Source organism: Serratia sp. HNCC26DJ206 (assembly GCF_057180605.1).
Genome location: NZ_JBXUGP010000011.1, coordinates 104891 through 126564, shown reverse-complemented (window position 1 = coordinate 126564; position 21674 = coordinate 104891). Strand labels below are relative to the sequence as shown.

Annotated in this window: 20 protein-coding genes and 1 pseudogene; 19 read left to right on the top strand and 2 right to left on the bottom strand. The window is 54.9% G+C overall.

The genetic code is table 11. The features are described 5' to 3' along the window. Positions 1–10 precede the first annotated feature (10 nt). The 14 genes and pseudogenes from gspD to AC2A1E_RS09555 all read left to right on the top strand — a co-directional run bounded on the left by gspD (position 11) and on the right by AC2A1E_RS09555 (position 12736). Positions 11–1975, top strand: coding sequence for a type II secretion system secretin GspD (gspD, locus tag AC2A1E_RS09620; RefSeq protein WP_484383568.1), 1965 nt, complete (start codon positions 11–13; stop codon positions 1973–1975). After that, a complete protein-coding gene (gspE, locus tag AC2A1E_RS09615) occupies positions 1972–3477 on the top strand; it encodes a type II secretion system ATPase GspE (RefSeq protein WP_484383549.1) in 1506 nt (501 codons plus the stop codon). The genes gspD and gspE overlap by 4 nt, the downstream gene beginning before the upstream one ends. 1 nt (position 3478) lies before the next feature. Continuing rightward, a complete protein-coding gene (gene gspF, locus AC2A1E_RS09610) occupies positions 3479–4705 on the top strand; it encodes a type II secretion system inner membrane protein GspF (protein WP_484383548.1) in 1227 nt (408 codons plus the stop codon). Positions 4706–4735: 30 nt separating this feature from the next. Then, complete coding sequence (gspG, locus tag AC2A1E_RS09605) at positions 4736–5167, top strand: type II secretion system major pseudopilin GspG (RefSeq protein WP_459401903.1); 432 nt, start codon at positions 4736–4738, stop codon at positions 5165–5167. Then, the gene (gene gspH, locus AC2A1E_RS09600; protein ID WP_484383547.1) at positions 5167–5718 is read left to right on the top strand and encodes a type II secretion system minor pseudopilin GspH; all 552 of its coding nucleotides are present in this window, start codon (positions 5167–5169) and stop codon (positions 5716–5718) included. Before gspG ends, gspH begins: the two co-directional genes overlap by 1 nt. Next, the gene (gene gspI, locus AC2A1E_RS09595; protein ID WP_484383546.1) at positions 5715–6080 is read left to right on the top strand and encodes a type II secretion system minor pseudopilin GspI; all 366 of its coding nucleotides are present in this window, start codon (positions 5715–5717) and stop codon (positions 6078–6080) included. The genes gspH and gspI overlap by 4 nt, the downstream gene beginning before the upstream one ends. Before the next feature lie 155 nt (positions 6081–6235). Next, a pseudogene (gspJ, locus tag AC2A1E_RS09590) lies at positions 6236–6826 on the top strand (type II secretion system minor pseudopilin GspJ); the annotation flags it as partial. Further along, on the top strand, positions 6823–7809 hold the full coding sequence (gene gspK, locus AC2A1E_RS09585; protein ID WP_484383545.1) for a type II secretion system minor pseudopilin GspK: 987 nt from the start codon (positions 6823–6825) through the stop codon (positions 7807–7809). The pseudogene gspJ and the gene gspK, both read left to right, overlap by 4 nt. Beyond that, complete coding sequence (gspL, locus tag AC2A1E_RS09580; RefSeq protein ID WP_484383544.1) at positions 7806–9008, top strand: type II secretion system protein GspL; 1203 nt, start codon at positions 7806–7808, stop codon at positions 9006–9008. The genes gspK and gspL overlap by 4 nt, the downstream gene beginning before the upstream one ends. Continuing rightward, positions 9001–9489: a type II secretion system protein GspM gene (gene gspM / locus AC2A1E_RS09575; protein ID WP_484383543.1), complete on the top strand. Its 489-nt coding sequence runs from the start codon at positions 9001–9003 to the stop codon at positions 9487–9489. The genes gspL and gspM overlap by 8 nt, the downstream gene beginning before the upstream one ends. Continuing rightward, entirely contained in the window at positions 9479–10222 is a 744-nt protein-coding gene (locus AC2A1E_RS09570) for a type II secretion system protein N (RefSeq protein ID WP_484383542.1), read from the top strand. The genes gspM and AC2A1E_RS09570 overlap by 11 nt, the downstream gene beginning before the upstream one ends. A gap of 34 nt (positions 10223–10256) precedes the next feature. Further along, positions 10257–11099 (top strand): prepilin peptidase, encoded by an 843-nt coding sequence (locus AC2A1E_RS09565; protein ID WP_484383541.1) that lies wholly within the window; start codon positions 10257–10259, stop codon positions 11097–11099. A gap of 79 nt (positions 11100–11178) precedes the next feature. Next, the gene (locus tag AC2A1E_RS09560; RefSeq protein WP_459401912.1) at positions 11179–12273 is read left to right on the top strand and encodes a M14 family metallopeptidase; all 1095 of its coding nucleotides are present in this window, start codon (positions 11179–11181) and stop codon (positions 12271–12273) included. 253 nt (positions 12274–12526) lie between these two features. Further along, positions 12527–12736, top strand: a complete 210-nt coding sequence (locus AC2A1E_RS09555) for a glycogen synthesis protein (protein ID WP_473187905.1) — start codon at positions 12527–12529, stop codon at positions 12734–12736. A gap of 51 nt (positions 12737–12787) precedes the next feature. Here AC2A1E_RS09555 and AC2A1E_RS09550 read toward each other — a convergent pair whose 3' ends face one another. Further along, complete coding sequence (locus AC2A1E_RS09550; protein ID WP_484383540.1) at positions 12788–14110, bottom strand: 6-phospho-alpha-glucosidase; 1323 nt, start codon at positions 14108–14110, stop codon at positions 12788–12790. After that, entirely contained in the window at positions 14107–15717 is a 1611-nt protein-coding gene (locus AC2A1E_RS09545) for an alpha-glucoside-specific PTS transporter subunit IIBC (protein ID WP_484383539.1), read from the bottom strand. Before AC2A1E_RS09545 ends, AC2A1E_RS09550 begins: the two co-directional genes overlap by 4 nt. 409 nt (positions 15718–16126) lie before the next feature. Here AC2A1E_RS09545 and AC2A1E_RS09540 point away from each other — a divergent pair, with 409 nt between their 5' ends. The 5 genes from AC2A1E_RS09540 (at position 16127) to AC2A1E_RS09520 (ending at position 21662) form a co-directional block, all read left to right on the top strand. Beyond that, the gene (locus tag AC2A1E_RS09540; RefSeq protein WP_484383538.1) at positions 16127–16864 is read left to right on the top strand and encodes a GntR family transcriptional regulator; all 738 of its coding nucleotides are present in this window, start codon (positions 16127–16129) and stop codon (positions 16862–16864) included. 151 nt (positions 16865–17015) lie between these two features. After that, positions 17016–19457, top strand: coding sequence for a glycogen/starch/alpha-glucan phosphorylase (locus tag AC2A1E_RS09535; RefSeq protein ID WP_484383537.1), 2442 nt, complete (start codon positions 17016–17018; stop codon positions 19455–19457). Positions 19458–19548: 91 nt separating this feature from the next. Beyond that, positions 19549–20832 (top strand): PP2C family protein-serine/threonine phosphatase, encoded by a 1284-nt coding sequence (locus tag AC2A1E_RS09530; RefSeq protein WP_484383536.1) that lies wholly within the window; start codon positions 19549–19551, stop codon positions 20830–20832. A 9-nt stretch (positions 20833–20841) separates the two neighbouring features. After that, entirely contained in the window at positions 20842–21180 is a 339-nt protein-coding gene (locus tag AC2A1E_RS09525) for an STAS domain-containing protein (protein WP_484383535.1), read from the top strand. Positions 21181–21209: 29 nt separating this feature from the next. Beyond that, positions 21210–21662 carry an ATP-binding protein gene (locus AC2A1E_RS09520; RefSeq protein WP_484383534.1) on the top strand — a complete coding sequence of 151 codons (453 nt, stop codon included), beginning with the start codon at positions 21210–21212 and terminating at the stop codon, positions 21660–21662. The last annotated feature ends 12 nt before the right edge of the window (positions 21663–21674 follow it).

Below are 21674 nucleotides of genomic sequence, written 5' to 3'. Positions count from 1 at the left end.
CAAAGGGATAATCGGGAGCCTACGCATTTTGGTGCTGGCCGCTGCGCTGTTCGGTACAAAGTCAGGGTGGAGTGCCGAGTTTTCTGCCAGTTTCAAGGGCACGGATATTCAGGAATTCATTAATACCGTCAGCAAGAACCTGAATAAAACGGTGATTATTGACCCTGCGGTGCGCGGCACTATCACAGTGCGCAGTTACGATATGCTGAATGAGGAGCAGTATTACCAGTTCTTCCTCAGCGTGTTGGACGTTTACGGTTTTGCCGTGGTGGATATGCAGAACGGCGTGCTGAAAGTGGTGCGTTCGAAGGATGCCAAAACCGCGGCGGTGCCGGTGGCCAGCGATGCCGAACCGGGGCAGGGTGATGAAGTGGTAACCCGCGTGGTGCCGGTCAATAACGTGGCTGCCAGGGATCTGGCACCGCTGTTGCGCCAGCTTAACGACAATGCCGGGGCGGGCAGCGTGGTGCACTATGAGCCTTCTAACGTGCTGCTGATGACCGGGCGGGCGGCGGTGATCAATCGCCTGATGACGATTGTCGAACGGGTGGACAAAGTGGGGGATCGCAGCGTGGTCACGGTGCCGCTCGCCTATGCCTCGGCTGCCGAAGTGGTCAAACTGGTGACCGAACTGACCAAGGATGCCAGCAAGTCGGCGATGCCGAGCCTGATGACCGCCAGCCTGGTGGCCGATGAGCGTACCAATTCAGTGCTGGTCAGCGGTGAACCCAATTCCCGCCAGCGGATTATCGCCATGATCAAACAGCTGGATCGCGAGCAGGCGGTTCAGGGCAATACCAAGGTCATTTACCTGAAATACGCTAAAGCGACCGATCTGGTAGAAGTGCTGACCGGCGTCAGCAGCAGCATTCAGAACGAGCAGCAGAATGCCAAACCGGCCGTGGCGTTGCGTAAAGACATCACCATTAAGGCCCACGAACAGACCAATGCCCTGATCCTGACGGGCGCACCGGATGTGATCCGCGATCTGGAAAAGGTGATTGCGCAGTTGGATATCCGCCGCGCGCAGGTGCTGGTAGAAGCGATTATTGCCGAGGTTCAGGACGCTGATGGCCTGAATCTGGGGATCCAGTGGGCCAACAAGCATGCCGGGGTGACGCAGTTTACCAACACCGGCCTGCCGATCACCACGGCGATTGCAGGGGTTAACCAATATAACCAGGATGGCACCATCAACAACACGTTGGCCGGTGCGCTGAGCAGTTTCAATGGTATTGCCGCAGGGTTTTATCAGGGCAACTGGGCGATGTTGCTGACCGCGCTCTCCAGCAGCAGCAAGAACGATATTCTGGCGACGCCGAGCATTGTCACGCTGGACAACATGGAAGCCACCTTCAACGTCGGCCAGGAAGTGCCGGTGCTGTCGGGTTCGCGTACCACCTCCGGCGATAACATTTTCAACACCGTGGAACGTAAAACCGTTGGTATCAAGCTGAAGGTCAAACCGCAGATTAACGAAGGGGATTCGGTGCTGCTGGAGATCGAACAAGAAGTTTCCAGCGTGGCGGATGCCGCTTCCAGCAGCAGTGCCAATCTGGGGGCCACCTTCAACACCCGCACGGTCAACAACGCGGTGCTGGTGGGCAGTGGGGAAACCGTCGTCGTGGGCGGTTTGTTGGATAAAACCGTGCGTGACAGCACCGATAAAGTCCCGCTGCTTGGCGACATTCCGGTATTGGGCTACCTGTTCCGCTCCAACAGCCAACAGGTTTCCAAACGCAACCTGATGCTGTTTATCCGCCCGTCGATCATCCGCGATCGCGACGAATACCGCCGTGCTTCATCGGAAAAATATGCGTCGTTTAACAAAGAGCAGGAACAGTTACGCGGCAAAGAAACCCGCAGCCTGACGTTGAATAACGAAGTGCTGAAACTGCCTGCCGATCAAAACGGCACTGCTTTCCGCCAGGTCAATGCGGCGATCAGCGCTTTCTATCAGCGAGGGGCGCAATGATCAATGCCCCGGCGGACTTGGCCGATCTACGCCCTCAGTTGCCTTTTGCCTATGCGCGTGCGCAGCGCATTCTGCTGTTGCGCGATCGGGCAGGATGCCAGGTGCTCTGCGTGGCGGATACGCCAGCCACGGCGTTGCTTGAAGCGCGCCGGGTGGCGGGGGGCAGTCTGACCGTCAACACCCTGTCGGCAGAAGAGTTTGAGAAGCAATTGGTGATCAGCTATCAGCGCGACTCGGAAGAGGCGCGGCGGATGATGGCCGATATCGGCAATGAAATGGATTTTTATACCCTTGCCGAAGAGCTGCCGGACAGCGACGACCTGCTGGATGCAGACGATGACGCGCCGATTATCCGCCTAATCAACGCCATGCTGACCGAGGCGATCAAAGATAAAGCGTCGGATATTCATATCGAAACCTATGAGCGCCATTTGCAGATCCGTTTCCGGGTGGATGGGGTGCTGCGTGAAATTCTGCGCCCGCAGCGGCGCTTGGCGTCGTTGCTGATCTCGCGCATCAAGGTGATGGCAAAGCTGGATATTGCAGAGAAACGTGTTCCGCAAGATGGGCGTATGGCGCTGCGCATCGGCGGCAGAGCCATTGACGTGCGTGTCTCCACGTTGCCTTCCAACTACGGTGAGCGGATCGTGCTGCGCTTGCTGGATAAAAACAGCGTCAGCCTGGATCTGGCTACGCTTGGCATGTCGCCGCACAACCAGCGGCAGATCGATGAACTGATCCAACGCCCGCACGGCATTATTCTGGTCACTGGCCCAACCGGCTCAGGTAAAAGTACCACGCTGTATGCGGCGTTGAGCCGCTTGAACGCCAGCGAACGTAACATCATGACGGTCGAAGATCCGATCGAATATGAACTGGACGGTATCGGCCAGACGCAAGTTAACCCCAAAGTGGATATGACCTTTGCCCGTGGTTTGCGCGCCATCCTGCGTCAAGACCCCGATGTGGTGCTGGTGGGGGAGATCCGCGATGGCGAAACCGCCCAAATCGCGGTGCAGGCATCGCTCACCGGCCACCTGGTGCTCTCCACCCTGCATACCAACAGCGCGCTGGGGGCGTTGTCACGCCTGCAAGATATGGGGATCGAACCCTTCCTGCTGTCGACTTCACTGCTGGCGGTGCTGGCGCAGCGGCTGGTGCGCACGCTGTGTCCTGACTGTCGCCAACCCTATGAGGCCGATCTGGAACTGGCCCGGCAGATGGAGATCCCGCCGGGAACCCCCCTGTGGCAAGCGAAAGGGTGTCAGAAATGCGGCTTTACCGGCTATCGCGGGCGTACGGGTATTCATGAACTGCTGCTGATTGACGATCGGGTGCGAGCGGCGATCCATCAGGGGGAAAGTGAACTGAGCATTGCCCGTCAGTTGCGTAATGAATATGTGACGCTGCGCGGCGACGGGCGCGAAAAAGTACTGGCGGGTGAAACCAGTTGGGAAGAGGTGGTCCGCGTCACGGAAAGCCGGGTTCAGGAAGAGGAGTGATATGGCACTGTTCCATTACCAGGCATTAGACGCTGGCGGCAAAAAGCGCCGCGGAGTCCAAGAGGCCGATTCTGCCCGCCACGCGCGCCAACTGTTGCGTGAGCAAGGGTTGGTGCCCGTCAGCCTGGAAGAAGGGCAGGATGAGCGCCAGCGGGCCCGCAGCGGCAAGAAGCGTGCGTTGTGGCAGCGTGGCATCAGCAGTGCTGATTTAGCCTTGATCACGCGGCAACTGGCGACGCTGGTGGCCGCTTCGCTGCCGCTGGAAGAAGCGCTGGATGCGGTGGCAAAACAGAGTGAGAAGCCGCGCCAGCGCGCATTGATGGCGGCGGTGCGCACTAAAGTGCTGGAAGGGCATTCGTTGGCAGAAGCGATGGGGGGGTATCCCGCCAGCTTTGAGCGTTTGTATTGTGCCATGGTGGCGGCGGGCGAAGCCTCTGGTCACCTGGATCTGGTACTGAACCGGCTGGCGGATTACACCGAGCAGCGTCAGCAGATGCGCGCCCGTATCCTGCAAGCGATGATTTACCCTTGCGTACTGACGGTGGTCGCCATCAGTGTGATTGCCATCCTGCTTTCCGCCGTGGTGCCGAAGGTGGTAGAGCAGTTTGTGCATATGAAACAGGCGCTACCGCTGTCTACCCGGGTGCTGATGGGGTTGAGTGACGGCGTGCGTGCCTTTGGCCCTTGGCTGCTGCTGCTGATACTGCTGGGCGTGCTGCTGATGCGTTTGCTGCTGCGCCAAGAATCGCGGCGCGTGGCTTTCCATCGCCAATTGCTGCGCCTGCCGGTGATTGGCCGCATTGCCCGTGGCCTGAACACTGCGCGCTATGCGCGCACGTTGAGCATCCTTAACGCCAGTGCGGTGCCGCTGTTGCAGGCAATGCGCATCAGCGGTGAAGTGTTGAGCAATGATTACGCACGACGCCAGCTGGCGGCTGCCACCGAATCGGTGCGTGAAGGGGTGAGCCTGAATCGGGCGCTGGAACAGACGGCGCTGTTTCCGCCGATGATGCGCCACATGATTGCCAGCGGCGAACGCAGCGGTGAACTGGATAGCATGCTGGAGCGGGCAGCCGATAATCAGGACCGGGAATTTTCCGCCCAGATGCAGCTGGCCTTGGGGCTGTTTGAACCCTTGCTGGTGGTGAGTATGGCGGGCGTGGTGCTGTTTATTGTGTTGGCGATCCTGCAACCGATCCTGCAATTGAATAACATGATGAGTATGTAAATGATTAATCTGCAATCAACGGAGAGAAACATGCGGCAACAGCGTCAGCGCGGTTTTACCCTGCTGGAAATTATGGTGGTGATTGTGATCCTGGGCATTTTGGCCAGCCTGGTAGTGCCTAACCTGATGGGGAACAAAGATAAGGCGGATCACCAGAAAGTGGTCAGCGATCTGGTGGCGCTTGAGAGCGCGTTAGATATGTACAAGCTGGATAACAGCCGCTACCCGACCACCGAGCAAGGGTTGCAGGCGCTGGTCAGCAAACCCTCAGCCCAGCCGGAGCCGCGTAACTATCCGAAGGATGGCTATATCCGCCGTCTGCCGCAGGATCCGTGGGGGGCTGATTACCAATTACTGAGCCCTGGGCAGCATGGTCAGCTCGATATTTTCTCTTATGGGCCGGATGGTATGCCGGATACCGAAGATGATATCGGCAACTGGACTATCGGTAACAAGAAGTAGTGCGTCAGCGCGGCTTCACGCTGCTGGAGATGATGTTGGTGGTGCTGCTGATTGGCAGCGCTGCCAGCCTGGTGGTGATGTCATTTCCTGCCGTACAGCAAAACACCCCGAAAGAACAGCTGGCTCGTTTTCAGGCCCAGTTGGATTTTGCCTTGGACGACAGCCAGCAAAACGGCCGGTTGCTGGGGATTCAGGTGCGGCCAGATGGTTGGGAGTTCAAGCTGTTGCAGCGGCAACTGCCAGAAAATAGCGCCTCGGCACCGGGCTCTGATGTCTGGCAGGGGTATTTCTGGCAAACCTGGCAGCCGCGCCGTTCAGCCTTAGGCAGTGAACTGCCGGATGATCTGCGGCTTGAGTTGCAGTTCCCCGGTTTACAGGAGTGGCCGCCTGCAAACGCCGAGGCGGCAGAGCCGGATATTTTGCTGTTACCGGGGGGGGAAGTGACGCCGTTTACTCTGGTTTTCAGGCGTGCAGATAGCGATCTCGAAGCTTGGCTGCGGGTGGACGATGCCGGAGTGATCAGCACCTCAGAGCATGAGGCTGCGCCGTGAAAGCGCAACGCGGAATGACCTTGCTGGAGGTGTTGGTGGCGCTGGTGGTATTTGCTCTGGCGGGATTGGCGCTGTTGCAAACCACGGCCCAGCAGGCGAGCGGCATTGGCCGGATGGAAGAGAAAGTATTAGCGAGTTGGCTGGCGGATAATCAGCAGGTGCAATTGCGCCTGGATAAAGTCTGGCCCGAGAAAAGCTGGAGCGGCAAGACCGTCGCCTTTGCCGGTGAGGAGTGGTATCTGCGTTGGCGAGGAGTTGATACCGAAATCAGTCAACTGCGTGCGCTGGATGTTGAAGTCCGGCGTAAAAAAGAAGATGCGTCGGCCGTGGTTTCCCTGCGTAGCTATGTGGTGCGCGAATGAACCGCCGCGATGCGCAGGGTTTTACCCTGCAGAGGTTGATGACAAAGTCGCCTTCTAGCCCGAGATACCCGGGTCTAGCGCACCGAGGGGCACTCCGACGGCTTACGCCGTTACGACCCCTTCGGCACGCTTCCCCTAATAACCGGCTTTGTCAGCAGTCTGCACAGGGTTTTACCCTGCTGGAAATGTTGCTGGCGTTGGCTATTTTTGCCGCACTGAGCATCAGCGCATTTCAGGTGCTGCAAGGGGTGGTGCGCAATGACGAAATTTCTTTGCACAAGGTCCAGCGCCTGGCAGAGCTGCAACGGGCATTTGTGCAGATGGACGGGGATTTCGGCCAGATCATCCCACGCCACAGCCGGGGGAGTGAAAGCCTGCTGTCTGCCGCGCGCTACCAGTTGCAGAGTGACGATTGGGCGGTGTCTTTTATGCGCAATAGCTGGCAAAACCCGTTGGGGATGCTGCCACGATCCGAATTACAGAACGTGGGCTACCGCCTGCGTAATCAACAGTTAGAACGGTTGAGCTATACCCATGCGGATCCGCAGGTGGGAGAAATGCCGGTTGTTAAGGTGTTGCTCAGCGGTGTCAGCGCTTTCCGTCTGCGGTTTTTTGCCAACGGTGCTTGGCAGGATAGCTGGGAGAATGCGGCAAAGTTACCGCAAGGGATTGAAGTAACGCTGACGGTGACCGGCGTGGGTGAACTGACCCGGCTGTTTTTGATTACCGAAAGGGTCACAGAATGAGGGCGCGGCAGCAAGGTGTGGCGCTACTGGTGGTGTTGCTGATCCTGGCACTGATGGTCACGATCGCCGCCACGATTGCCGAGCGCAACGGGCGGACTTATCTGCGTACCACGGCGCAGTTGGATCACCAGCAGGCGAAATGGTATGGCCGTGCGGCAGAAGCTCTGGCCAGTAAAATCTTGCAGATGGATACGCTGGATTCGCCAGAGAAAACCCATCTGGCACAAAACTGGGCGCAAGACGAGCGCCGCTTCCCGGTTGAAGGGGGCCAGTTGCAAGGGCAGATCGTGGATGCGCAGGCCTGCTTTAATCTTAACGCCATTAATCAGGGGGCGTCGGGGCAAGGTGAGCAGCAAATCACGCCCTATCCCGCCAAGGTTTTTCTTCAGTTGATGAAAAATCTGGAGGTGGAGCCGTTGCAAGCCGCGCAGGTGACTGCCGCTTTGCGTGACTGGATCGACAGTGACAGCGAACCGGGCATCGGTGGCGCAGAAGATGAGGTGTATATGGCATTGGCTGTGCCCTATTTGCCCGCCAATCAGCCGATGCAGGATGTCAGCGAGTTGCGCACCGTTTCAGGCGTTGACGCTGAACTTTATCGACGGCTGCTGCCTTATGTCTGTGTATTGCCAAAGCAGACGCTGTTGGTGAATATCAATACCTTGCGTGAATTTCAGGCACCTTTATTGGCGGCACTGTTTCTGACGGAGCTTGATCCGGTCGAGGCAGCACAGTTGTTGCAGCAGCGCCCGCGTGAAGGGTGGGGCAGCGTGACGGCATTTTTGGCCCAGCCGCGGTTACAGGACATCGATAGTACGGCGGTCAAGCAGGTGCTGGCGGTGAAAAGTGACTTTTTTCTGGCCAATTTCAGCGTGCTGATGGGGAATAGTCATTTCAGCCAACACAGTTTATTGCAGAGAAGTGGCAATAATTTTCAGGTGGTACAGCGGAAATACGGATTAAGCATGATGGTGACGCCTTGATAGAGAACATAAAGCGCAGCGGTGAGGCGCGGTTAATCCTGCGTTTGCCCAGTGACGACACGCAACCGGTGCTGTGGCGATTGGCTTCGCCGGGCAGCAACCGGCACGGCAGCCTGGCAGCGGGAGCAACCGATCCTGAACTGGAGCGCTTGTTGGCGACTTATCCTGCCTGGGTGCTGGTGCCAGCGAGCGAATTTGCTTTCCATCAGGTGACGCTGCCGCGCCGCGCCCGGCGCCAGAGTTTGCAAGTGTTGCCGTTTATGCTGGAAGAACAGTTGGCAACCGAGGTTGAGCGCCTGCACTTTGCCATTTTGCAGCAAAGTGGCGATGTTTGTGATGTGGCGGTAGTGGAAAAAATCGCCATGCAGCAGTGGCTTGCCCGCTGCGAGCAACTGGGCGTGCGGGTACAGGCACTGTTACCCGACGTGCTGATGTTGCCGTTAGTTGAAGAGGGCTGGAGTGCGGTCTGCCTGAACGATCAATGGTTGTTCCGCCGCGAAGCGCATGCCGGGATGATTGTGGAATCATCCTGGTTGCCTGAATTACTGGCGGTCTCGGCTCCCAGAGTGATCGAAAGTTACTCCGCTCCACCTGCGCAGACAGCGGGTGTGGCGGAATGGCGGGTGTGGCCAGAACGTGATTTGCTGCAACTGGCGGCAGAAGGTGAGCCGTATCGCGGTGCCGATCTGCGTCAGGGGGAGTTTACCCGCTCCAGCCCCTGGCGTGCCGGATTACGCCCCTGGCGGCCGGTAATGCTGGCGCTGGCGGCATATCTGCTGTTGCTGGGTGCGGACGCCGGATGGTCGCATTACCGTCTTTGGCAGCAGGCTGAGCATTGGCGGCAGGAAAGTGTGCGGCTCTATCAGCAACTGTTTCCAACCGAGAAAAACGTGATTAACCCGCGCGTGCAGATGCAGCAACATTTGCAGCAATTGCAACCCACCGACCAGGCCGGATTGAACGAGCAGATGCGCCAATTGCAGCAACTGCTGACGGAAACGTCGACGATCCGCTTGCAGGCGTTGGCCTATGACGCCAGCCGTAAAGAGCTGAAGGTCGATCTGCATGCGGCTTCTTTCCAGGCGTTGGAGCAGTTCCAGCAGCGCGCCGGGCAGCGCTACCGGGTGCAACCTGGCGAGGTCAAGCAAAACCCAAATGGCGTAGAGAGCCGCTTGATTCTGGGGATACAGCATGAATGAACTTAAGCGCCGCTGGCAACAGGTCAGCCCACGGGAGCGTGGGTTGGTAGTAGGCTGTGGCGTATTGATTATCCTGAGCCTGTGCTACTACGCGCTATGGCAGCCTTGGCAACAACAGGCCGAACAATGGCAGCGTACCATCGCCCGCGAAAAGAGCACGGTGGAATGGATGACGCAGCAGGCCCCGCGCTTGCGTGAACAAGGTGTTCGTCAGGTGCAGGGGGAACCCCTTAGCCTGTCAGCCACGGTAACGCGCAGCGCCGCCGTTAAGGGCATGAATATCACTCGCCTACAACCGCAGGGCGAGCGGCTGGCGGTCACTTTGGAACCGAGCGATTTTAATCCGCTGATGCAGTGGCTCACACAGTTGGAGCAGCAATATCAGGTGCGCATCGTGGCGCTTGAGGTGACGGCGCAGGCCAATAAACCGGGTTGGGTCACGGTCAACAAACTGACGTTGGAACGCAGCGATGGGCGCTAAAGCGAAAAAAGCCGCGCTGTTGCTGGTGTGCTATCTGCTGCTGTTAGGATGGTACGCGCCAGCACAGTTGCTGCGGGCTGTTCTGCCCGCAGATATGCGCGTTGGCAGCTTTTCTGGTTCCTTATGGCAGGGCAGTGTGCATCAGCTCAACTGGCGTAATTTTGTGTTGCCAGAGGTGAAGTGGCAATTTACCTGGTCCTCATGGCGGCCAGCATTGCGGCTTGAGCTACGGGATCCGCAAGGTATTCAAGGCTCGGGCACTTTACGCGGTTGGCTGAGCCTGCAACTGCATGAGTGGCAGCTTTCTGCTCCGGCGGATTTTGTCCAACAGCAGTTGCCGCTGCCTTTACCCATTGCCGCGCAGGGCAAACTGCAACTGCGTTTGCAGCAAGGAGAGTTCAGCCCGCGTGGCTGCACGAGCCTCAGCGGCGGCAGCGTTAACTGGCAGAATGCGCAGTTGGCATCGCCACTGGGGGAATTGCTGCTGGCCAACGTGCAGGGCCAATTAAGCTGCGATGGCAAAGGGGCGTTGGCGCTGGTGCTGAAACAGGACTCTTCTCAACTGAGCCTGACGGGGCGCGGCACCCTTGGGTTCGATGGGCGCTACCAGTTCAGCGGCCAACTGCGCAGCGGGCCGGAGTTACCCACGGTGATGAAATCAATGATCGGCCAGCTAGGCAAAGCCGATGCTCAGGGGCAGATCCCCTGGCAGGTTCAGGGAAGGCTGCTTTGACCGGCAAGGATATGGCTGACAACAGGGAGACTGTGTGAATTTGTTATTGGATTTTACCGCTGCATTTCCCCTTCTTTGGTTGTGCTCTGTAGGGCTGCTGGGGGCGATCGTTGGCAGCTTTCTCAATGTGGTGATTTACCGCCTGCCCGTGATGCTGGAAATACGCTGGCAACGTGAATCTCTGCTGCAACTGGCACAGCCGTTACCTGAATCTGTGCCGCGCTTTAACCTGCTGTTGCCGCACTCCTGCTGCCCGCATTGTCAGCATCCGGTGGCAGCCAGGGACAATATTCCGTTGCTGAGTTTCCTATGGCTAAGGGGCAAAGCCCGCTGCTGCGGTGAACCTATCTCCTGGCGTTATCCGCTGGTGGAAGTGGCGACCGCTGGGCTGTTTGTGCTGGCTGCGCTGCTCTGGCCGCTGGGCATGCCACTGTTGGGAGTTTGGATATTTTTGTCAGTTTTACTGGCGCTGGCGGTAATCGATCATCACACGCAACTGCTGCCGGATGTGCTGACGTTGCCGCTGTTGTGGCTCGGGTTGCTGTTCAACTTGCAAGGGCACTTTGTAGAGCTGGAACAGGCGACGATCGGCGCAATGGCGGGGTATCTCTGTTTGTGGAGCCTGTTCTGGTTATTCAAGCTGGCGACCGGCAAAGATGCGCTCGGCTACGGTGATTTTAAATTGCTGGCGGCGCTGGGGGCCTGGCTAGGCTGGCAGGCGCTGCCGCAGGTGATTTTGGTGGCTGCGGGCTGTGGGCTGCTGTTTACGCTGGTGCAGCGCATGCTGGCGCGACAGGATCTTAATCAACCGTTAGCCTTTGGGCCTTGGCTGGCTTTGGCGGGGGCCACCAATATGTTGATACCCTTGACCTTTTAAACGATGGAAAGTACCTCTTGTCTGCCGCCTACCAGTGATTCAGGGAAGCGGTTTTTTAATGATACCTATGGGGATGTGTATGTATAAAGTGACGATGTTGGCAGCGTTGTTGATGGGGGCGCTTAACGCCCAGGCGGCAACGGTTTATACCGGCGATAAGATTGATGGCAACCCGGTGATCAGCAAGCTGGACGTTGAGGATCTGGAAGCAGGCAAGGTTTACCGCTTTATGTTCCAAGGGGCCAGCAATGGCATCAGCCAGCATTGGTATGTGCCGATCATGGTTGCCAAAGGCGCACAGCCTGGCCCTAAGCTGGGTCTGCAAGCGGCGATCCACGGTGATGAGCTGAACGGAGTTCGGGTTATCCAGCAGGTGTTTGAAAAACTGAATCCTGCCGAGTTGAAAGGCAGCGTTGTCGGTGCGATCGGCGCCAACCCTTCCGGCATGTTGGCCAATAACCGTAACTGGCAGTTGGTGAATGACGGCGGTGATATGGTCGATTTCAACCGTATCTGGCCGGGCAAAGAGAAAGGCAATACCGCAGAACAACACGCCTGGCTGCTGTGGAACAATCTGTGGGCGGGTAATGCGGGCATGTTTGTTGATATGCATACGCAAAGCCGCGGTACCGAATACCCGCTGTTCATCTATGCGGATTACCGCAATCCACAGGTGAAGCAGATGGCAGAGCTGTTCCCGGCAGACCAGATTAAGGCCGATCCGGGCGAAAAAGGCTCCGTGGAAACCACGTTCGTTGAAAACAAGATCCCGGCCATTACGCTCGAAGTGGGCAAGCCGAAACTGTATCAGCCCGAACTTATCGCGCGTAGCGTAACAGGCGTGCATAACCTGATGATCCAGCAAGGGATGATCGCCGGGCAGTTAGGGGCAACGGCACAACAGCAGAAGACCTATGTTGGCAACGAAATGAGTTCGATTCGTGCTGAAGTGGGCGGCTTTGCCGAGATCATGGTCAAGGTTGGCGACATGGTGACCAAAGGGCAAAAAGTGGCGGTGCAGCGTAATGCCTTTGGTGACGTGATCCGTGAATACACCGCAACGCACGACGGCAAGGTGCTGGCGATTGGCGATGATCCGCTGCGTGAAGCGCGTGGTTTGCTGGTACGTATCTTGTTTACTAACCCGGATCCACAGTGCGCTGACGGCTGCTAATCCCTGCTAGGCATGTTGACCCCCAAACAAACGATGGTTTGAATGATCTTGATCTAATTTTGCAGATTTTTATGCCGGATCGCACAAGTGGAGTACATTTTCTGACCGTAGGGTGTATCTTCAATAGTGCAGCTCATTTGACGAGCGCGTTGGTATCTTGATTTTGGCACGTCACTTTTATACCCGATAGATTTGCGATGCTGGCTGGTTGCTACACACTTGAGGGTATAGCGTGAAAGATTCAGGAGGTCAGATGGAAACCTTAGAAAGATGCTATCTGTATGCGAAGAATACGAGCAACATGGATTTTCTCGCGTCTACAGTGGCATTCTTGGAGTTCCAGGGACGGCAAATCAATGCCCAGGATGTGGCTGGCAATATGTCTCGTGAGGAAAGTGACAGCTTTTTTGCGCGGTTGAATCACTATCGTGCGATTTACAAAAAGCAGACACAGCTGTCGTAGAATGTTAATTAAAGCCCCGATTATTCGGGGCTTTTTCATCTTATTTCAAGCTTATTGCAGTGGCGGCCAGTACTCTTTATTGGCTGCAATCAAGTCGTCGAGAATGGCTTTGGCCACCGAGGCGCTCGGCACCGTTTTGGACAGCGTAATCGCCTGCCAGAGCTTTTGATACGAACGTTGTTCCCACGCATCGACCACCAGTTTCTCAACCGCCACCTGCTGGCTCATGAGCCCTTTCTGGAACTGCGGGATATTCCCCACCACCAGCGGCTCTGGCCCGCTCTTGCCCACCAGGCAAGGGATCTCGACCATGGCTTCCGGATCGAAATTATGGATAGCGCCATTATTCTGCACAATCAATAGCATGCGTTCCTGGGTGTTAAAGGCGATAGCGGCTGCCAGATCGACAATATAAGAAGCATGCTCATCAATCTCCAGTTCACCGGCCGAGGATTTGCCCGCCTGAATGATGGCGTTGCAGGAGCCAAACACGTGTTTCTCGCGGTGCTCCATCACCTCGTTGGCGCGGGTGTGCTGCGGGTTGGCGTGCTGAACCACGTAATCCGGGAACAGGTAATATTTCAGGTAAGTATTGGGGAAAGTATCGGGATCGAGCGCCCAGACATCTTTCGCCTTGGCAAAGGTGTCGTGCCAACTGGCTTCGGTGGCCTGCTCATCGCTTGGTGGTACATAGCCGAATTTGGCAACATGTTCACGGATTTTGGGCATTAAATCGTTACCCGCCAGATCTTCAACCGCTGTCCACCAGCCGAAGTGATTCAGGCCGTAATAACGCGTGCGCATCTCTTTGCGATCTTTAAGCCCGGCAATTTGCGCCATCCTCCCTTCGATGCCAATCGGCATATCGCAGATGTTGAGGATTTTGGCCTGTGGCCGCAGGCGACGGGTGGCTTCGGCGACAATGGCAGCCGGGTTGGAGTAGTTAAGCATCCACGCGTTGGGTGAATATTTCGTCATATAATCGACGATCTCCAGTACTCCGCCGATCGAGCGCATACCGTAAGCGATCCCCCCCGGGCCGCAGGTTTCCTGGCCCACCACGCCGTGGCGCAGCGGGATTTTCTCATCCTGTTCACGCATCGGGTACTTACCCACCCGGATATGCGCCATCACAAAATCAACGTCGCTGAACGCGGTTTTCGGCTGCGTGGTGTAACTGAACTCAATCTCCGGTGCCTGCTCTTGCAGCAGGATCTTGCAGGCTTCGGCGATGGTTTCCTGGCGTGCGCCGTCGTTGTCGTAAAACTTAATGGCGCGCAGCGGCAAGCGGTGCTGGTTGGCCAGCAACATTAAGACGATGCCTGGGGTAAAGGTGCTACCGCCACCGGCAACAACGATTGAGAATTTTTTCATGATACAGCCTCCGTCATGGGTGTTTTTTCAATGGATGAGAGATCTTTCATCAGGCTTTCGAGCTGATCCCTGACTTGGGGAACGTGCAGGCCAACAATCACCTGAATGCCATTACCGCGCCGCACAACGCCATGGGCGCCTAGCGTTTTGAAAGCGCTGTCGCTTTGCGTGAGTGCCATATCGGCCAGCGTAATCCGCAGGCGCGTGGCGCAGTTATTGATGCTGAGAATATTGCTGCTGCCCCCCAGCGCCTGGAGGAAACCGGCGGCCTGACTGGTTTTGGCTGCGGCAGTGGTTTGCGCACGAGCCGCCTGATAATCCGCCTTGCTGTAGAGTTTGATTTCACTCTCTTCGCGGCCAGGGGTTTTCAGATTGAAGCGCAAGATCAGTGTGCGGAAGATGACAAAATAGAGTGCGGTGAAGGCAATGCCGATACCAATCTGGGTGACCATCATTCCGGCATGGTTATGGAACATCGGGATCCAGTTTTGCGGCAGGAATTGATCGAGCAGGCCGCCGCCCATATTGCCCACCACGCCGCAGAGGTACATTACCGTGGCCATGGTGGCGGCAAGCACGGCATGCACGGCAAATAACAACGGCGAGATGAACAGGAAGGTGAACTCCAGTGGTTCGGTGATGCCCACCAGCATTGCCGTCAGGGTGGCTGGGATCAGTAAACCGGCCACTTTGATGCGGTTTTCCGGTGCAGCGGTGAAGTAAAGTGCCAATGCGATCCCCACCGAACCGAAGATTTTCGAATTACCATGCAACGCAAATCCACCTTCTGGGAACAGGGTTTTCAGCGGTTCCGTACTTTGGCTGAACTCTTGCAAATGCTGTGCCCAGTAAACCTGGATCCCACCTTCTACGGCGGCGGGGCCATAGATAAAGGGGCCGTAAACGAAGTGATGTAAGCCGGTTGGGATCAGGATCCGTTCGAGGAAGGTATACACCCAGACGCCAATCGCCCCCGCACCGCGCAGGAACCCTTGCAGTGACTCAATGCCCAATTGCACTTTTGGCCAGCCTAGCAGGGTCAGCCAGGCGCAGGGGATCATCACCAGAAAGGCGACGATCACCACGAAAGAACTGCCCTGAAAAATCCCTAGAAACACCGGTAACGGTTTGTCGAAATAGCGGTTATGAATGGCGGTGACCAGCCCGGAAATCACGATGGCACCAATAATGCTGGTATCGAGGGTTTTTATGCCCGCGATCAGGGTTAAACCGCTGCCCGCGCTAGGATCGGCGCTGAAATCCACGCCAAAGAAATCGCCCCAGGTCAGGCCCATGGCATTAATAAAATAATTCCAGGTTAAAAAGCTGACTAAAACCGCCAGGCAGGCTCGCCCTTGCGCCTGTTTCGCCAGGCCAATAGGCAAGCCGACGGCAAACACCAACGGCATATTACGGAAAACCGTCCAGCCACCTTCTTCAATAATATGAACAATCTGAGCAAATAAATGATCTGGCGCGGCTAAGGCTTCACCCACAAACATCGGGTTGCGCAGCATGATAGCAATACCGACCACAATACCGGCAAATGGGAACAGCAGTACCGGGGTGAACATGGCTCCACCGAAGCGTTGTATTTGACTGAGCATTTTTAAATCCTCATATATACCCTTCGTACTTGAAGCCGCAGGGGTGTTGGCTGCCTTCACTCACCCCAGTCACTTACTTATGTAAGCTCCTGGGGATTCACTCAGTTGCCGCCTACCTGCAACTCCAATTACTTTGGGTATGGCAATGTGAAGGGTTTTTTTTATATTGGTCTGGGTGGAGAGTAAGAACCTGCGGTTGGCTTAGCTTGATCGGGCATACCGATTCGTGATCGCTTTCATGGTTTTTATTTGGGCTAAGTGGTCTATTTTTAATGACATTGATAGACACGATAATTTTGTTGTTGGCCGATCATGTTTTTGTCTTTTAATTATTTTTTAAGAATCATGCTATTAATAGATTAATGGGTGATTAATTAAATAAAGCGCGGGGCGCTAAAGAGGTCTACTGGTGATCTACAAATCTATTGCTGACCAGCTACGCATTCGGCTGAATTCTGCTGACTACAACATTGGTAGCCCGTTACCCAGTGAAAAAAGGTTGGCGGAGGAGTTTTGCGTTTCGCGTATGACCCTGCGTAAAGCAGTGGATCTGTTGATTGAATGGGGGCTGGTTGTCCGCCGTCATGGCAGCGGAACTTATGTGGCCAACAAAGATGTCCATCACGAAACCACTCATTTAACCGGCTTTATTGAGGTGATGAAAAACCAGGGCAAGCAGGTGGTGAGTGAGGTGCTGGAGTTTGTGGTGATGCCCGCCCCACCGGCGATCGCCAGCCAGCTACGGATAAAGATCGATGAGCGGATCTATTACTCACGCCGGGTGCGCTCGGTGGACGGCAAGCCATTAATGGTGGAAGACAGCTATATGCCGCTGAAGTTATACCGCAATTTATCGGTAGCTCATCTGGAAGGATCCAAGTTTACCTACATTGAAGATGAGTGCCATATCACCATCTGCGGTAACTATGAAAGCCTGACACCGGTATTGGCCGATAAAAAAATGGCGACATTATTGAATATTGAACAGCAAACGCCCATTTTGCGAATTACGTCACTTTCCTACAGCGATGATGGTCAGTTTTTGAACTACTCGGTGATGTTCCGCAATGCCAGTGAATATCAGGTCGATTATCATTTAAGACGAGAGTCTACCCAACGACATAGTGAAGTTGTACGCAACCTGTAACGTTAATGACGTTAAAGCTACGCACTGAAAATTTTGTTATTCAGCTCCCGATGGCAAAAAGCAGTCTACACTTGGCAGAGACCTTTGCTCGCTATTTATCTTCTGATATTCATCAGAAAAAATCAGATGCAGGAACGCATTAGGAGCTGAAATGAACACAGAATTAACCAACGTCAAGATGCCCAGTGTTGAAGAGATAAAGAACAGTGTCATCAGTAAGCTGAGGTACAGTTTGTGTTTGGAGCTGGAAAGTGCAACCAATGTCGACATTTTCAATGCGCTGGCATTAACCCTGCGGGATTACCAGCTTGATGGTTTCTTCAACACGCGGAAATTACAGAAAAAAGCCAAATCCAAGCGTCTCTATTACCTCTCTATGGAATTCCTGATTGGGCAGTCTCTGCGTAACAACCTGATGAACGTCGGATTACTGCAACAGGCCAAACAGGCGGTTAGTGAGCTGGGATTTGATTTTGAGCATATTACGGCAGAAGAGCCGGATGCCGCGTTAGGTAATGGCGGCTTGGGCCGCTTGGCGGCGTGTTTTATTGATTCGATGGCCACGCTGGATATTGCGGCTTCAGGGCATGGGATCAAATATGAGTATGGCCTGTTTAAACAGGCGATACAGAATAATAAGCAGGTCGAACAGCCAGATGATTGGCACTCGACGCACTCTCCCTGGTTAATTGAACACCACTCGCAGTTGATGTTAATTCCCGTCGGTGGCCGTATTGAAGAAAGTGAGGATACTGAAGGGAATTACAATCCTATGTGGATGGATTGGAAAGTGATTGTCGGTATCCCACACGATTATCTGGTAACCGGCTACGGTGGGAAAACGGTAAATACCCTGCGGTTATACAGCGCGGGTGCCTCCGATTCATTTGATGTGCATATCTTTAATGGCGGTGATTATCTGCGTGCCGTCAGCCAGAAGATCGCCTCGGAGAATATCTCAAAAATACTTTATCCGGCGGATGAGATCCATTCAGGTAAAGAACTGCGGCTGACGCAGGAGTATTTTCTGGTAGCCTGTACATTGCGTGATATTTTCCACGATTATGCCCAGCTTTCCTCCGATATTACGGCGTTGCCTGATTTTGTTGCTATCCAGCTTAACGACACCCATCCGGCGTTAGCGGTTGTCGAGATGATGCGTATCCTGGTGGATGAGCATCGTTTGGATTGGGACGCTGCCTGGGCGATTACGCAAAAAACCTGCTCCTTCACCAACCATACCTTAATGCCAGAAGCGCTGGAAACCTGGTCAGTCTCGTTATTCGAGAAACTGCTGCCGCGCCATCTGCAAATTATTTGTGAGATCAACCACCGATTCCTGACGGAGGTGGCAGAGAAATGGCCCGATAAGCCGCATCTGCTGGCTTCATTATCGCTGTTTGAAGAAGGGGGGGAGAAAAAGATCCGCATGGCGCATCTTGCCATCGTGGGCAGCCATAAGGTCAACGGGGTGGCCAAGCTGCACTCTGAGCTGATCACGCAAACGCTGGTGCCCGATTTCTATTTCATTACGCCTGAAAAATTCACTAACCAAACCAATGGAGTCACGCCTCGGCGCTGGATCCAGCAGGCCAACCCTAGCCTGGCGGCGTTTCTAACCCGCCAGCTGGGTGATGGCTGGGTCACCGATCTCGATAAGTTGCAGAAGCTGAAAAAGTTGGCCAAAGACAGCGGCGCGGTAGAGGAGATCCAGGCGATCAAGCTCAAGAACAAGCAGGCGCTTTGCCGCCAGATTGCTTTCCAGCAGGGGATTCAGCTTGATCCATCGGCCATGTTTGATTGCCAGGTGAAACGCATTCACGAATACAAACGGCAATTGCTGAATATTTTGCACGTTATCCATTTGTATTTGGAGATCACCGAGTCTGGTCGCATTCAAACGCCTAAAGTGCATCTGTTCTCCGGCAAGGCTGCGCCGGGTTATGCGATGGCAAAACTGATCATCCAACTGATTAATGAAGTGGCGAAGACGGTCAATAGCGATCCGCGCACCAAGGGCCAGCTTAGCGTGCTGTTCTTGGAGGATTACAAAGTCTCACTGGCGGAACATATTATTCCTGCCACTGACCTTTCTGAGCAGATCTCCACGGCGGGTACCGAGGCTTCCGGCACCAGTAACATGAAGTTTGCCATGAACGGAGCTTTGACCATTGGCACGCTGGATGGGGCTAATATTGAGATCCGTGACGCCGTTGGCGCAGAGAACTTTTACCTGTTTGGTGCCAATGCGGATGAGATCAATCGGCACCGGCAGGATGGCTCGCACAATCGGATTTATCAACATAATGATCCCGCCATTCACGCGGCGGTAGAGGCGCTGATCTCTGGTCGCTTTAATGCGGATACCTCGGTTTTCCGGCCGATTTACCAGATGCTGACCGAATATGACCACTATTGCCATCTGCTGGACTTTGACAGTTACCGCATTGCGCAGAATCAGGCACAGGCTGACTTTGCACAACAGCTGCAATGGCACCAGCGGGCACTGCTGAATATTGCCAACATGGGCAGCTTCTCCAGCGATCGCACCATCAAAGGTTATGCTACGGAAATTTGGGGGATAGGTTCTTGAGAGTATTGATTGTTTCTCCATAAGGCTGGGGGGATTGTCGACAGAACATCGATGGCATGGAACCCATGCCTTCTGAGGCAAAGGATTTCTTATGGAACAGCTTATTCATGGTGACGCCTCCGAAACGATGGAGGTAGCCGTACTGATTGTCGATGATTCAAAAAGTTATCGTCATCTGATGGCGACGATGTTGGCGAAATGGGGATTTCGCGTCTTTGAGGCGGAAGATGGTGAGTGCGCACTGCGCCTGTTGGAACAGCAGCCGGTGCATATCGTCATCAGCGACTGGGAAATGCCGGTGATGGACGGTGTCGAACTGTGTCAGGCGATCCGCAGGAGCGATTTTGGTCATTACATCTACGTCATTCTGGTGACTGCCCGGCAGTCGCTTGACGATCTGCTGACGGGCATGGAGGCCGGGGCCGACGATTTTCTGTCTAAACCGGTCAACCAGAGCCAACTGCGTGCCCGCTTGCACGCGGCGGAGCGTGTTCTGTTGCTTGAGAACACCCTGGCTGCGCGTAACGAAAAAATCTCCTCGGCGTATCGGCAAATTGAATCTGACTTGCAAGCCGCCGCGAAGATCCAACACAGCGTTTTGCCTGCCCACAATCTGTCGCTGGCCGGGTTTGAGGCGGATTGGATGTTTCTGCCCTCGGCGTATGTTTCTGGCGATCTGCTGAACTACTTTTCGTTAGATGAACGGCATATTGCGTTTTTCAGTGTGGACGTTGCTGGCCATGGCGTCAGCGCGGCCATGCTCTCTTTGGCCGTGGCACGAGAATTTATGACCGGCCGCATCAGCAGCCAACTGCTGATCAGCCAAAATGCCGCAGGGGAAAGCTCCCCGGTTGCGCCGCATCAGGTGGTGGCGGAGCTGAACCAGCGTTTCTGCCTGGATAATGACGAGGTCTTCAGTTATTACACGCTGATTTATGGCGTGATAGATAGCACCAATGGGCAGGGCACGCTGTGCCAGGCCGGGCATCCGACGCCTTTCATTATTCGCACCGGCGGAGAGTTGCTGACCGTGGGCCAGGGGGGAATGCCGGTGGGGCTGTTTCCTGGCGCAGAGTATCAGGACAGCGACTTCACTCTCGACGTTGGCGATCGCCTGTATCTGTACAGCGACGGGATTACCGAGTGTGAAAGCGATCGGCAGGAGCTCTATGGCGAGGAACGTTTGCAACAGCTGCTGTGCGAATACCGGGCGTTAGCCAAAAGCCAGGTGTTTGAACGGGTGGAGAAGGCGTTGCGCACCTGGCACAGCGGTGAGCCAGAAAACCGACAGCAACAGGATAAAAAACAGTCTCGGCCTTTTGCCGACGATATTTCGCTGATGGCCATTGAACGTATGGGCATATCAAACACTTAAGGAGTCATTATGAATTTTGATATTCAGTCTGAAGATGGGATCGAAATTATTGTTCCGCTGGTACGTCGTCTGGATGCTTCGGTGGCAGCGGTGTTCAAGCAGGAGTTACAGTCTTTCATTCAGCAAGGTAAACACTACATCCTGCTGGATTTTAGCCATATCGATTTTATTGACAGTAGCTGTCTCGGTGCTTTGGTGTCGATACTCAAGACGCTCAATGGCCGTGGCGAACTGGCACTTTGCTCATTGAACAGTAATATCCAGCACATGTTCAAACTGACGCGGATGGACAGGATTTTCACTATTGGTGACGATCGGGCAGCGACGCTGAAAGCAATGATCCGCTAAAACAGGACACGATCCGTTAGAGAGGCCGTATGGCAAGTGTTAGCACCACACTATGTTTACCGGCATCGCTGGGCAGCCTGGCTGAGCTGAGCAATGCGTTGTATGACTTTGTTGCGCCTTTTGCGCTTGATTCGGCAGTGGTTTATCAGGTTGACCTGGCTTCCTGTGAAGCATTTACCAACATCGTCAAGCACGCGGTGAACTATGATGATAGTCAGGAGGTTATTATTACACTGAGCAATGATGGCCATCATTTGACGTTAACGCTGTCTGATGCGGGTATGGCGATGCCAGATGAGATCCGGCGTGAACTGGGGCATGCTCCGAGCCTTTCTCCCGATCCGCTAGTTCACTCCAGCTGGCCAGAAGGCGGTATGGGGCTGATATTAATTCAGTCCATGATGGATAACGTCAGGTATGAAACGGAAAATGGGCGTAATATTCTGACATTAACCAAGCGGTTATCCAGCGAGCATTCATGAGAGTTTCACGCT